The organism is Methanothermobacter sp. EMTCatA1 (genome assembly GCF_002356395.1).
Lineage (GTDB): Archaea > Methanobacteriota > Methanobacteria > Methanobacteriales > Methanothermobacteraceae > Methanothermobacter > Methanothermobacter thermautotrophicus.
In genome coordinates this window covers 432917-447023 of sequence record NZ_AP018336.1, presented here as the reverse complement: position 1 = coordinate 447023, position 14107 = coordinate 432917, and the positions used below count along the sequence as shown (strand labels likewise).

The 14107-nt window shown below is 43.8% G+C and carries 12 protein-coding genes; 4 read left to right on the top strand and 8 right to left on the bottom strand.

Annotated features, from left to right (window positions below; all coding sequences use genetic code 11):
• Window positions 1-45: 45 nt before the first annotated feature.
• Window positions 46-600, bottom strand: a complete 555-nt coding sequence (locus tag tca_RS02350; RefSeq protein ID WP_286709085.1) for a PsbP-related protein — start codon at window positions 598-600, stop codon at window positions 46-48.
• A 189-nt stretch (window positions 601-789) separates the two neighbouring features.
• Between tca_RS02350 and tca_RS02345 the strand changes: the two genes are divergently transcribed.
• A complete protein-coding gene (locus tag tca_RS02345; RefSeq protein ID WP_286709261.1) occupies window positions 790-1065 on the top strand; it encodes a YbjQ family protein in 276 nt (91 codons plus the stop codon).
• Between the two features lie 12 nt (window positions 1066-1077).
• Window positions 1078-1713, top strand: coding sequence for a heavy metal-binding domain-containing protein (locus tag tca_RS02340; protein WP_286709084.1), 636 nt, complete (start codon window positions 1078-1080; stop codon window positions 1711-1713).
• 2 nt (window positions 1714-1715) lie between these two features.
• Here tca_RS02340 and tca_RS02335 read toward each other — a convergent pair whose 3' ends face one another.
• Window positions 1716-2486: an ion channel gene (locus tca_RS02335; RefSeq protein ID WP_286709083.1), complete on the bottom strand. Its 771-nt coding sequence runs from the start codon at window positions 2484-2486 to the stop codon at window positions 1716-1718.
• A 230-nt stretch (window positions 2487-2716) separates the two neighbouring features.
• On the opposite strand from tca_RS02335, the gene tca_RS02330 reads away from it, so the two are divergent.
• Both tca_RS02330 and tca_RS02325 read left to right on the top strand, forming a co-directional pair.
• Window positions 2717-3742, top strand: a complete 1026-nt coding sequence (locus tca_RS02330; protein ID WP_286709082.1) for a H(2)-dependent methylenetetrahydromethanopterin dehydrogenase-related protein — start codon at window positions 2717-2719, stop codon at window positions 3740-3742.
• A 12-nt stretch (window positions 3743-3754) separates the two neighbouring features.
• Window positions 3755-4102 carry a roadblock/LC7 domain-containing protein gene (locus tca_RS02325; RefSeq protein WP_286709081.1) on the top strand — a complete coding sequence of 116 codons (348 nt, stop codon included), beginning with the start codon at window positions 3755-3757 and terminating at the stop codon, window positions 4100-4102.
• 49 nt (window positions 4103-4151) lie between these two features.
• Here tca_RS02325 and tca_RS02320 read toward each other — a convergent pair whose 3' ends face one another.
• The 6 genes from tca_RS02320 to tca_RS02295 form a co-directional block, all read right to left on the bottom strand.
• A complete protein-coding gene (locus tca_RS02320) occupies window positions 4152-5858 on the bottom strand; it encodes a DUF2357 domain-containing protein (RefSeq protein ID WP_286709080.1) in 1707 nt (568 codons plus the stop codon).
• Between the two features lie 9 nt (window positions 5859-5867).
• On the bottom strand, window positions 5868-7355 hold the full coding sequence (locus tca_RS02315) for an McrB family protein (RefSeq protein ID WP_286709079.1): 1488 nt from the start codon (window positions 7353-7355) through the stop codon (window positions 5868-5870).
• A gap of 143 nt (window positions 7356-7498) precedes the next feature.
• On the bottom strand, window positions 7499-9079 hold the full coding sequence (locus tag tca_RS02310; RefSeq protein ID WP_286709078.1) for an ATP-binding protein: 1581 nt from the start codon (window positions 9077-9079) through the stop codon (window positions 7499-7501).
• Between the two features lie 9 nt (window positions 9080-9088).
• Window positions 9089-10201, bottom strand: coding sequence for a DNA double-strand break repair nuclease NurA (locus tca_RS02305; protein ID WP_286709077.1), 1113 nt, complete (start codon window positions 10199-10201; stop codon window positions 9089-9091).
• A gap of 19 nt (window positions 10202-10220) precedes the next feature.
• On the bottom strand, window positions 10221-10757 hold the full coding sequence (locus tca_RS02300) for a hypothetical protein (RefSeq protein ID WP_286709076.1): 537 nt from the start codon (window positions 10755-10757) through the stop codon (window positions 10221-10223).
• Complete coding sequence (locus tca_RS02295; protein WP_286709075.1) at window positions 10754-14104, bottom strand: ATP-binding protein; 3351 nt, start codon at window positions 14102-14104, stop codon at window positions 10754-10756. The genes tca_RS02300 and tca_RS02295 overlap by 4 nt, the downstream gene beginning before the upstream one ends.
• Window positions 14105-14107: the final 3 nt, after the last annotated feature.

Genomic DNA, 14107 nt, shown 5'->3' with positions numbered 1-14107 from the left:
TGCTGAGTTTTCAGGGATCATTTTATGAATCCTTCAATCTGTGTCTCATTTCACCTGGAATGAGTATGTTATGAGGTCGAAGTTCCTGTTTTCTGCATCAAACTTCTCAGGTGATGTTCCACAGAGGATGACGTAGATCTTGCCGTTCTTCTCGAGCCATGTTGCACGTTCCTGTTTCGTAACACCATCAACGTTTATCCTGTGTACGTTTTCATAGGCTGTCACACCATTGATGGTGAGTGTCCTCTCAGATATCAGCTGATATCCTGATTGCTGTTCAAAGGACCTGTAGGTCTCATCATAGACGTCCTTCAGGGTCTTACCTGATGGCAGCGGAATGCTCTGTACAATCACAAGGGTTACGATGTTCCCTGATGATTCCACAGATGCTGGATCCGCGACAGCGGCAATTGCATTTGGACTCTGAATGGTCAGGTTCTCAGAGGTCCAGGATTCAGGATACCTGAAGGAAATTTCACTGTCAGAATAGGTCCTGTATGGTATATCCGGCACGGTCGTGTTACCTGTCTCGGTGGTTGTTGTGCAGCCTGAAACCAGAACGGCCAGAAGCAGAACCCCCACAACTATAAATTCTCTCACATATATTCCCCCTTAGGTTATTCTCTGTAACCTTTAACATTTATTTTTTTCTTCATCCAGAAAAGCGGGGTCATGACCTCCACCAGCATTATATGAATCCGGTGAAACATAGTAAAATGGGAGGACTTCAGGATGCTGATGCTGACTTCACAGATGATTGAGGGTAAGAGGATATAGAGGTACCATGGTATAGTCACAGGCGATGCCCTAATAGGCGCCAACATATACAAGGACATCTTCTCGGGTGTCAGGGATGTTGTGGGTGGCAGGACATCAGCCTATGAGAGGGAGCTTGCAAGGGCAAGGGAACTTGCACTGTCCTCAATGGCAGATGCTGCAGAGAGACTTGGTGCTGACGCCATCATAGGGGTGCGCCTGGACTACCACAACCTGGGAGGGACCATGGGGAACACCATACTCGTATCAGCCACAGGTACAGCGGTATCCCTTGAAGATGATGACTGAGGGGGGTCTGAGTTGAGAAGGTACAGGTGGGCTGTCCTGGCTGTGGCAGCCGGCCTCGCAGCGGGCCTGGCCTCTGCGGTGGTCTCTGTTAAGTTCCAGCTTGTCGTATTCGGCTTCAACATTATGTACATAATATCACCCCTCCTGGCGGGCTTCGTGGAGTCCTACATCGCAGGAAGAAAATATGGGGCCAGCACCGGTGCTGTGAGCGCCATACTGGTATTCCTCTCTGTGAACATATATGGCTGGTTATTCCCTGCAGAACCCATCCAGTGGAATGTCTTCACGGTCGGGGGCCTCCTCCTGGCATTCCAGGCAGCATTCCCCACCACAGTGAACTTCATCCTTGCAGCTGCCATCATGTACGCCCTGGGACTCCTGGGTAAGGGTATGGGAGACAGATTAACAGGAGGAGATGGTACCGTACCCCTGGGATATGAGACCAGCGGTGCCGGTATAGGTATAGCTGTGGGGGAGGCTGTTGGGGATCCAGAGGACCTTGATGAACTCAGGAAACTTGCAGTTGAGAGGATGCTCTCCGATGCAGAGGCTATGGGTGGCAGGGGTGCTGTGGATATCCAGCTGAAGGTAACGGCCATCGGCAGCGACATCATCGCTGTGACCGCAACCGGCACAGCCACAGAATAGTATCAGGGCCCTCTCCTGAGCTCCCCCAGCATCTCCTCAATCCGGTCAAGCCTCTCCTCCAGTCCACTGATTCTGGCTTTAATCTCCCTGAACTCATCCCTCCTCCTTGACTCTATCCTCTCCTGCTCTCCACGGAGGGTCTCAAGGAGCGTGGACGTGGCTGAGGCCGTTATGAGGCTCGTGGATGCGATGGCACTGAACATTATGACCATACCCGTGAACCTGCCCAGGGAGGTTACAGGTACTATGTCCCCGTAGCCCACGGTGGTTATGGTCTGCAGCACATACCAGAGTGAGTCCTCATAGGTCACCACCAGGGGGTTGACAGGGCTTTCGACGATGTAGAAGAGTATGGTGAACACGAATATCACGGATACGAAGAGCCCAACTCCATAACCCAGCCGGCTCCTCCTCATGAACTCTCCGACGGAACCTGCAAGGTCCCTGACGGCCATCAGGAGACCGGCAACCTTTATGAGGTTGAGGACTGCAAGAAGAGGAGAGTGCTGGGGCGCTCCAAGGATTTTAACGCCGATGAAGTAGAAGGGTATGGCAACCAAGGGGATCCTCCAGCTCTCACGTAAACCCGGCTGTATCAGGTATGCAGCGGAGACCATGAGACTCACCGCAAGGTCAAGGAGGACCACGGCCTGGAAGGTCCCGGGCTGCAGTGGCAGGAATACGCTGATGAAGAGTGCAAAACCATCAAGGCCCATCAGAACAAGTAACAGGACCTCAAGTAATATTCTGATCCGTGACTGAAGATCTTTCACAGCAAACCCCCACCTCTGGAACATCAACCAGTTTTCTATCTGTTCAAATGATTATTTATAACTACATCATCTGTGGGCTGAAATCCTTTCAGGTAATAAAAGCATTCACAGGGTCCTGAAATTAATAACAGGGTCCTCAGGGTCCCGGATCAGGAAAAAACTTTAATAGGGTGAGCTTCCAGAACTAAACTTTTCTTCTGTAGATTTCCAATCCAAAAAGAGTGATAACAATGAAGGTGACAGTCTACGGTGCTGGTAATCAGAAGTTATATACCGATGAACTGAACCTCCCCGGGAAGTACGGAGGGGAGGCACCCTACGGTGGAAGCAGGATGGCCATGGAGTTTGCTATGGCCGGACATGACGTTGTACTGGCGGAGCCTTCAAGGGAGGTCCTCGACGATGAACACTGGAGCATGGTCGAGGAAGCCGGTGTAACGGTAACAGATAATGATAAGGAGGCCGCCAGTGAAGCTGAAATAGCGGTACTCTTCACACCCTTCGGTAAGGGGACCTTCAGTATAGCCAGGGATATACTGCCTGAACTCCCTGAGGGCTCAGTCATAGCCAACACATGCACAGTATCCCCTGTGGTCCTCTACTACGTCCTCGAGAAGGAACTCAAACTGGAGAGGACTGACATAGGGATATCATCCATGCACCCGGCAGCCGTGCCAGGGACACCCCAGCATGGACACTACGTCATCGGAGGGAGACCCACAGCAGAACTGGACATTGCAACCGATGAACAGATAGCGAGGTGCGCTGAACTCGCAGAGAGCACAGGAAAGAAGGCCTACATCGTACCCGCAGACGTTACCTCAGCGGTGGCCGATATGGGCTCACTCGTCACAGCCGTGGCACTCTCAGGTGTCCTGGATTACTACTACGTGGGTACACAGATCATAAAGGCCCCTGAGGAGATGGTTGAGAAGCAGATACTCATGACACTCCAGACAATGGCATCCCTCGTTGAGACATCAGGCGTTGACGGGATGGCAGCAGCCATCAACCCTGAGCTCCTCGTAAAGAGTGCAGGGTCAATGCACCTCCTGGATGAACAGGAGGAACTCGACGCAGCCCTTCAGAAGCTCTCAGACCTCAACGATGACGTCATGAAGTGGATTGAGGGTGCGGAGGTTAAACACACAGACCTTGTGGCTGCACAGGCCCTCACAGGTGAACTGAAGACCGTCATGGGGGACCGTGCAGCTGAGGGTACCATAAGGAGATGCATGAGGAAGATGTTTGAATAGGGGGTTTTCAGGTTGATAGGGAGGATACTGAAGGACCTTGGAAGGATCAACGGTGTTAACGGATCCCTGGTTGTGGGTAAGGATGGTCTAATAATAGAGAGTGAAGTCCCCGGTGACATCGACGCCGAACTCGTGGCTGCAATGGCATCAGCAGTCTTCGGTACAGCCGAGAGGTCAGCCGAGGAGATAAAACATGAACCCCTGGAACAGGTCATGATTGAGGGTAAACGTGGTAAGACCCTCATGATCGACGCCGGTGAGGGGATCCTCGTTGTCATAACGGATGTTGATGTGAACCTGGGTATGATAAGGATAGAGATGAAGAGAAGTTCTGAGAGGGTCAGTGACCTTCTCGCGTAAATTCTTTTTTGAGATGTAAAAAAGGTTTTAGGGGTAATCTCAGTACCAGCTATTTTTCTTCGATTATATTCAGGATAGCCCTTTTAATGAAATCACGCAGCTTCCTCTCGTCCCCGGCGGACTCACCGGGCCTCAGTGGAAAGGCGCCCACAGATGGCACGTCACCGGCTCCCTCTGCAAATACAATATCTCTATCGCCGGGGTAGAGTATGTAGGCACCCACACTGTGGAGTATCGCATCCTTGTAGGTGTGCATCTTGTAAACGTCACCATCCCTGAACTTCCTGTCAAGTTCCTCCTCAGCGTCCCTCACCTCGATGTTCTCATGGAAGTCATCGGGCCTTACCATGGACCGGTACTTTGCATCCAGGTGTATGAAGTAGGTGCACTCACCCACATCCACCAGTATGGAGTAGTCGGGCCTGAATGGGAGTGAATAGGACCTGCAGCGGGTGTTCCTTCTGAACCTTCCATTGTAGGAGAGGGCTATCCCGGTGTCATCCATCCTGAACCTGAATATGGAGTTGCCGGTCCTCAGCCTCACCTTCCAGCCCTCCCTGACGAATATGTCCCCGGGGTCAACCCTCTGCCCGGTTATGTCCTCAAGGATCCTGAGTATCCTGAAGTAGCACCAGTACTCGTAGAGTTCACTGAGTCTCCTCTCAAAGCCCCTTATACTGTCCTGCAGCTCATCCCAGGTGAACCTGAGTGCAAGGTCAAGCATGAAGAAGTACCTGAGAACGTCCCTGTAGCCCTCCCTCTTCTGGAGGACCTGTGAGTTCATGGGGAGGGCCTGGATGTCACCCACATCCTTCAGCCACCCTGCAGACAGGAGGAGGTTCACCTCATCAAGGAAACCCTCCAGGGAGTCCCTGATGTAACCCTCAGGGGCTGATTCATGGAGCGAGAGTATCTTTTCCTCCACTGATTCCAGGAAGTACCTGTAGAAGCGGTTCTCGGGAGTGTCAGGCGTCTCCCGCAGGTTCAGCTGTGGGAGGACCCTGAGGGTTCCATCACCATCAAAGCTGGCCGGTTCAGAGAGGACCCCCACCATCCCATCGGGGTCCACCACTGAGGCCAGGCCTGCGGGTATCACCGTGATTTCACGTTCGAGGCCAGAATAGAAACTGTGGTTTATGTGTTCAGCTGCAGCAGGGAGGTTCTCGGGTCTGAAGAGGTACTCGAGTAAAAGGAAATCCTCGTAGAGTGTCTTATCATCCTCACCTGATGGGGTGAATGTCTGGAATATGGATGAGCTGGCCTCGAGTATGAGGGAGGATATCTCATCTGATAGATCTGCCAGCATTGCAGGGTACTGTTCATGGTAGTTTATCTTCTTTGACCTCACCTCGACGGGTATCTCTTCACGTCCATAGGGTGTTTCAATACCGATGAAGGATTTACCTGCGTAGCTTCTGAAGTTGAGTATCCCGGCCAGGCTATCCCCGAGTTTGAACCGGATCCTCGTGAAGAGTTCATCTGTATGGGGGATGACCTCCACATCCTTCAGGGATTCCCTGGCTTCAAAGAGTACCTGGTATTCGGTTTCCTCGAGGAGCATTATCTCACTGAGGTTATCATAGTATGGGCAGTGTTCAATGGGATTCAGGCCGGGCCTGTCAACGAGGGGGACATTTATGAGCCTCACAGGGTATCCGCTGACCTCAACTTTCCTCGGGGGCACCTCCCTGCTGGCTGGACCACCATTTATCCTGAGGGTGCCGGCCTGGAACTCTATGATTATCTCCTGGTCCATCGGTGATCACTACCTGATGAATGAAGCGTAGCGCTGGGTTTTCAGTGTGTTCTGCATCTCCTCGAGCTTCTTCTCTGATTCAGGGAACCTGTCCCTGCAGTGTTTCCTGAGTTCCTCCAGGGTATCCCTGAGGAGCCTTTCAGGGCCATGGATCTTGGGGAGGATCTTCTGTTTGATCTGGGCGTCCATGTAACGCTCCCAGTTTTCCCACCTTGCGGGTTTCTTCTCGTAGATCCAGGCTGCATGCATGAATCTGAGGATCTCCAGTGTCACCCTGAATCCGAAGTCGAATCCCGGACCCCTGAGGGTTTCATGGAAGAAGTCAAGTTCCTCCACAAGTTCATCCCATATCATGTGGAGGTCATCCCTAAGCACCTTCAGCTGTTCCGGGTTATATTCCATGATGTTTTCAAGGAATTCCGTGTTCCCTGCGGGTCCCTGGTCATGGGGGTCTCCTTCAAGATATTTCCTGGGCTTCAGTGTCTCGAATTCTATGGTGTTTGCCCGGTCAAGTACCTTTGGTGAGAACATGTAGGTGGTCTCATCCACATTGACTGTGCCAACAACCATGAGGTTCTCAGGTATCTTTATTTTGGATGGAAAATCGCATTCAGGGTCATCATGGAGTGGGACGGGTTCACCGCTCTCGATGGCTGAGAGGAAATCCGAGAAGTAGCGTTCTACGTGTGACAGGTTCATTTCATCGAGTATAAGGATGTGGGGGTTATCAGGATCTTTATCGGCGCTCATGATGAAGTCGAGGGCTGGGGTGCTCTGGTATTTCCCTGTCATGATGTTGAGGTAGCCGAAGATGTGTCTCGTCTCGGTCCAGTTGGCACCCACGGGGACAACGAGGTATCGGGTTTTATCTGTGGAGATGTACTGGCCGTAGAGCTGTGCGAGTTTTGTTTTACCGGTACCTGAGTTACCGGTCAGTATCACAAAGGGTTTGACCTTGAGTGATAGGAGGAAGTTCTCAACGATTTCAGGGCTGAAGTAATAACCACGGAGCTGCAGATACTGGTAAAAGCCTGTCCCCTTTCCTCTGCCAGGATGCTGGTAGAGACCTGTTTCTTTCTTAAAATTTTCTTCAAGATTAAAATCGGCTTTCATGGCCTTTATCCTCGAGATCTCATATACAAAGTCCCTTATTTTCTCCGGGAGGGTTTCATCAATTTTTCCTATGACCACAACCTTTTCTTCCCGATCACCGTCAATGACTGTTGTCCATTCACCTTGGTAGTTCTCCTCAAATGTTCTTTTACTGTAGTTTCCCCCCAGTTTACCTCTGTGTATGAGGTAACCGTTTCCATGGGGATCACGAGCAAAGGCACCTGCAATCCTCCGGTCAATACCATCTGGTGGTGAATTTATTTCACATATGATCGTATTACTTTTCTCAGTTGATGGCTTGTCTGTTCCAAAAGCATTCCAGTGGCGACTTTCTTTAACAAATCTATACATGTACCATATCCCAAGATCTGAGATCCAGTACATGGTGCCTTCAACGGGACGACCAGCAAAAACCTTTCCAGATATTTCTTCAGTGGCCCTCCCAACCAGTATATCAAATAGATTTTTCTGACATGAAAGGATTTCATCCTTGTTTTCTATTATTTGGAGGTTATGGAATTTCATCGTTAGAAGTTCTCAAGTTCGTCCACTATATCTGGAGTGTAGCCGCCATGTTCAGTTAATCTTTTAGTTTTTATTCTCATTGGAAGGGAGAGTGGAACGGCACTTCCAAATATAAATGCTTCACCAGGCGCCATGCTCCTTATTTCATCCACATCTGCTTCAGAAATCCACTCAGAAACCTTTTTGACGTAGTTCTGATCGTTTGGATTTGTTAATCTCATTATTATCTGGTTATTGCATTGTGAAAGCACATCATCATCCAGTCTGCTTGGTCTTTGGCTTACAATTCCCATACCCATTAAAAACTTACGGCCCTCCTGCGCAACCCTCTTAATTGTAGGCTTTGAAGCGGTGTTGACTGCTCCGGAGGGTATATACCTGTGTGCCTCCTCTAGTATGAGAAGAAGTGGAGGAATCTTCCCTTTCATTCTTTCTTTGAGTATCCTTGAGGATAGTATTGCAACAAGAGCTTGCTGCTGTATTTCTTCTATTCCCGAAATATCTATAACTGAAATTTGACCCTTTTTCACAATTTCATCTTCTTCTATGATTTTCTGGTCAGTGGATTTCTTAATGTAGGGTAATGAGTCATATAGCATTTTCAGTTTGGTGCTAAGTATCTTCATGGCAGAAGGACCTTGGGTTGTTGACTCACCAACAACCTTTAATTTGTCAATTATGGCATCAATATCAGTTGTGTCCTTTAGTTCAGGCTCATTGGTTATTTCAGCCCAACCAGCCTGTAAAATCCTGCTCTGTGCTTCAGATAATTCATAAAGACTCCTTAAAAGGTGAATGATCTGGTATGTCTCAAAATCGGTCATGTTGAAATAGAGGGATTCACTGTTTCTGTTAACATTGAATTTATTTTCAAAAAGTTCATCCGAACGTTTCTTTGTGTATTCATCTGCGGCAACAAAAATTCTGGTCTTTCTGGCTATTTTTTCACCCTCTCCACTCTTTGCAACCTTGAGGGAACTATATTCGCCATGGGGATCAAATATCAGTATGGGTATGTCATATTTTTTTGCGATGGACTCTATTATAACACTTATAGTCCATGATTTGCCGCTTCCAGTCATTGCAAGTACAGAGAAATGCTTTGAGATGAGTTCGTTCAAATCAATGTGGATTGGTACGTCTTCATTGTCCCTGAAATAGCCTATTTCTATGGAATTTGTTTTTGGTTCTAACTGTTTATTCAGGAATTCAGGACTTGCCTTGTATACCTTTGTCCCAATTTTAAAGGGTTCTTTTGGTCTTATAAAAAAGTTGCTGTGTTCTCTGTTACCTATTATTTCAACTTCACATATTATGAAGTCATCAAATTCGCCACGTATACCTATGTCATCAGGGTCTAAATTTTCGTTTTCAGAAAAAAGAGATGAAAGCTGAACTGCACCATCCTGGTCAATCAGATAATTTTTTCTCTGAATACCTATAACTCTTCCCAGATATTTTTTTCCATCAGAGTCCTTTATCTCAACTAGAGACCCAGTACTGACAGTTTCACCGGGTTTAGTTGAAAATTTAATCCTTATTGAAGATACCGTTTCAAATACTGTTCCTTTAAATTCATTCATTCTGGACACCTATAGTCTGTCATGGAACTTTTCCTCAAAGATTAAGGTATAATCTCCTTTAAATTCCTTTGATGCAATGTTCCTGAGTATGGTGGCTATGTTACGACAGTACTTCTTTTTAAGCTCGACTTTCTTATGGGCAGCATAGAGCGGGAATGGGTACCCTTGTCTAAGGGAATAGTAACTAAATGCAGATAAAATTCTTGTTATTTCGTCAATTCTACCAATAAATTTAGAGGGGATTTCGACAAAGAAGGGCCTTTGTTCCCTGACCGTTTTCATATAAAACCCGCAGATTTCTCCCCTTAACATTTCTGCCGGGATTTCGTTCCTTAAGGCCCTTGTAATCTCAAGGTATTTTGTCCTTTTGAAGGAATCATCACGCATCAATTTTTTTATGAAGGAATTTTCAGATATAAAATTGTACATTCCCTCCTTCCCAATGTTTTTCATGAGATTTGAACCAATGGATCTTGAAGAATCTATTTCGTCATTGGGGGATGGTGACCTTGTTGATTTATAAAGAGAACCAAAGTATTTGTTAGCGGTGGGGTCTTTACTGATGGCAACTGTTGGTATATCCTTCCTTAATATGAACTCATAAAATTCATTTACAGTGGATTTATGTTCTTCATAACTCTTTCTCATGAAAGGAACATTTTCGATGTGATATGAAAGTGCTTCATCAGGAAAACAGATGGAGCCATCGAGGAGGATTAGGTCGGGTCTTTCAATTATCCCATCCTTTAGAAGGTCCAGGACAATCTTGTATTCAAGGGTTTTCATATCAACAGAGTTAATTAAACTAGCATAGTATGGAGGCACAATTTTAATATTGGGCAAATATTTTTCCTTCCCCTCATTATTGGAATAGATATAAGCTGTGGCGATATTTATTGAAATGGAGTCATGTTGTTCCTGGTAGCTGCTCCCATCCACGGCCACGACATTACTTTTTAGGGACTCTTTATCTGGTCTATCTATGTCACAGGTTAAATCCTCTTTATTAGTTTCAATGTCCTTTTTCATTTCTTTAAAGATTTTTCTAAGGTTTTCTATTTCAACAAACCTTTCTCTTTGGATGGCCGTTATAAAACCCTCTATTTCTGTTTCAAAGACCATTTAATTCACTTATAATATTTTAATCCGTATTTAGAAGGTTGATGATAAATCTCAGAGGCGGATACTCTTTTGTGAGTTTATCTCTGTTTTTCTTTGATTGTTTAAGGAGATCATCTATATTATTTTCAAAGCCGGTACCCTTTAACCTGCTTTTATCTTTTTCAAAAATGTATCTCACTACATTATTGCTGAAGTCACCATCATCTTTGAGTTTATTCACGAATTGCTCTAAACCGGCTTCCACTTCTTCTGTTAAACACTTTTTTATTGATTTATAGGGTTCTTTATTTATGTTTGATTCATGCAGGAGTACCTGTGTTACCGTGTTGTTGTTCTGATCCTTGAAACCAACTGGCAAATCTTTTAAGTAGATTATTGATGAATTTGCAACTTTATCTGAGATTTCACCAATTGTCGGGATGTCAGTGTACTTGCCATCATCAAGGGTGATAGAGATTTTGCTCCACTCGTAGTTTATAAGGGGGTGCTTGAGGGGACATATCAGGATTTCATTGTTTACATCTTCTTTATAAATGGGAAAAAGGTTGAGTGTCATGTTGATGCACCTCCTATATTTCTTTTATATTTAACCATTTCTTCTATGCGTTGATCCCCTTTGTCATAATATTCTGTTTTGATTGTAATTTTCTTGAGAAGTTCTGCTCTAAGAAATTTTTGAGTTATCTCATCAGTGGAGAGGTGCTTAAATTCATCGAAATCCTCTTTTTTTTCTTCAATTTTAACCTTTAATTCATCTTCAGTAACATTTTCATGGAGACCCAGACCTTCGAAGAATTCGTGAAGTTTTGTATATTTAATCCTCAGATCTATTCTCTCTTTCAGATCTTCATATTCTTTTAAAATGTGACGAAGATATGGTTCACACAGATTAAACTCATTTTTAGCAAGCCTTTTTATCCTGACTTCCTCTTCGTCAGGATCAATTTTGAGGTCTTCCATATAATCCGAATGACCTTCTATATAATCAAATACATCTCTCAGTTCTGGATAAAGTTCATTTAAGCTTTCAAGGGATTTGAAATAAGGTTCAAGGAATTGATTGAAACTTTCTAATATCTCTTCAGCCTTTTTAATCTGGCTTGAAGAGTAGCTAGGGCCATATTCATAATCCATCAATTTCTCTATTCGCGGAGCTTCAAGATCCATTTTCAGATTTTCCAACCTTTTAAAGAGTGGAGTGACGATTGATTCGTATGAGCTGTCTATTTCGTGTATTGAAGTCAGAATAGACTTTATATCATTCATGACCCTTTGGTTAAAACTTATTGGTTCCTTTATTTCTTCATTTATAAAACTAACCAAACTATCAAAGTCAATTTTAGATTTTCCTGTTTCAGCAAAGTATTTCTCAATAACAGGATTTTTGGGGGGCTCTGAAAATTCTATATCACTTATGTCTAAGTCTAAAAATCTTTTGTCGAGGCATTTTTTCAATAGATTCAGCTTTTCTTTAATATGCTGAATATCAAGTTGTTCTGTTTTCTCCTCTAAAAATCTTGCTATTGAATCTAATTTTGTATTATAGGTTGCGATGTCTGTCCAGGTGATGTCAGTGGAGGGTTTTTCTTTCAATTCCTCAACTATAATTTTTAAACTGGAAATTTTTTCCTGTGTTAGAATATCATTTCTTGAAACGAGGGTTATAAGAGACCAGTCCAGTATATCAACAATTCTCTGTAAGTAATCATCAGGTTTTTTTATTTTGTATAAATCACCATGGATTTCTAGTATATTTTTCTTTTCAAGTATTCTTCCTATGAAATCTGGAATTGAAAATCTTGAATAACTTGAAAAATACTTTTTCATTGAGGATTCAATTTCATTTTTACTAATTGCATCTTTTTCAATATCGAAGAGCTCTAAAAATCTTTTTTCATACCGTGAAAATTCACAGCCCCTGATAATGTCATCTTCATCAAGCTTTATGAATTCCTTGAGGGAGTTTCTGGCGAGATCTAGTAATTTACCATCACCATCAATGGCCTTAGTCTTGGAATCTAGAATTTCTGATTTAGTTGGATCTGACGCCTGAAGCTCTATACTCCAGGCTCTACCCACCTCATCTACAAATTTATTTCTTAATAAACTGGGTTTGTTCTGTATTTTTTCTTTAAAACCTGTTAAGGGTAGGGTGAATCCCTTTTCAAAGGCTTCCTTAACGTATATTTTCATAGACTCCCTAATTATGTTTTTCAAGCCCTCTATGTCATCCTCCAGAATTTCTCTCAAGGAGTCTGAGCTTAACTCTTCAATGAAAATACGGTTTTCCATTTTTCTTATTTTTAGATTCTCTTTTATTGGAGGAATTTTAGAATATGGACATACAAGAACAACGACAAAATCATGCTCTGAATCTTCGACGTTTTTTATCACGTTCTCCACATATTCTTTGAAATCGTCTCTATTGTAACCTTCAGCATAATAGAAAATCCCCAGATTATAATTTATCCTTCCAAGGACATTATAGGTGCCTTCAGCAAATTTGTAGGAGGGGCCTTGCTTGCACTTACTAATATTAAACTCTAAGTTTTCCGTTATTTTTTCAAGGATTTTATCCACTTTATGGGAAGGTTCTAACTTAAAATATTCCCTTAACGCTCTCGATGACCCGTCTGATCCATCATATTCATATTTAAATCCATAAATCTCTTCAAGATACTCTTCTGACAATCTGTAAACCTTCTCTGGTTCGTGATTTTCTAGCAGCGACTCTTTTTGTTCAGCTGTTAAGAAATCTGTAAATACGAGCCACTTTTCACCATCTAGATAAATCCTTTCTTTTTCAATTTTCTCATATTTTGCTATTTCATCGGGATCAACGACTATGGATTCTCTTTCTGTAATTATGCCCCTTTGTGAGATCATTCGGAGCCAGTGCTTTTTTTCTTCTTTTTCGAAATACCATCTGGGATTAAAGAGCATTTGATCCACTATTTTCTTCAGCTCTTCACTTTCTGCAAAGTTGAGAATATCATGATAAGCTTCACGATTAATCTGCAGAGGATAATCCTTAAATTTTAATGATTTATCGCCCAGGAGTATTGATTTAAGGTCTTCAAACTCTAGTTTAGAGCCTTTTCTGTTGTATTCTTCAAAGAGCACAAAGAAAATCTGTGCGAATGTGCGACCATTCAGTCTTCTAATTCCATTAACCCTAGACTCAACGTCCTGGCTTAATATGTAAAATGCGTTGATAAATGCTTCATCAAAATAGTCTTTGAAGGATGGTTCTACAGACTCATCTATCTTATGCATCTGTTTGAAATATTCATTGACCATCTCATGAGCAGTGAAATAATCAATGTCACGAAGAACTAATTTGAAGGTCCCTCTGCGCTGTTCAACGTCATAATAACCATAGTCCTTAAAGAATTTCTCTGTTTCGGGATGCATAGCCAATACGAGCGTAAATAAACTGTTTCTAACCCCATTAATATTGTCATCAGCAAATTTTCTTAAAGAATTAAGAAAGTCTTTCTGATTCTGGGTTAAAGCTCCCTCAGTGGATATGTGCTGCATTTCATCTAAAATAATTATAATGCCCTCTTTGCCTTTTTCTTCAGCTTCCCTTTGTTTTTCTAACAGGAATTCTTCAAGAGGAGGGAATTTACTGATGTCAAGCCTATCAACAAGAAAATCTGCCCATGAGTCAGGAAGGCTTCCATTAAACTTCTCCTCAAGAAACTTAAGGAAAGTAGTTTTTCCCTGGCCATATTCACCATAAATATTTATCATGAGGGGTTGTTTTCCTATATTTGGCAATAAGAGCTCTTTTATCTCTTTAATTTCCCTGTCATATCCAACAGGCTTTATCCTGATCTTTTCTCCAGGTGTTCCTAACTGTGGAAAGGGATTCGGGAGTGCTTCGCGGGTTTTCTGCATAAT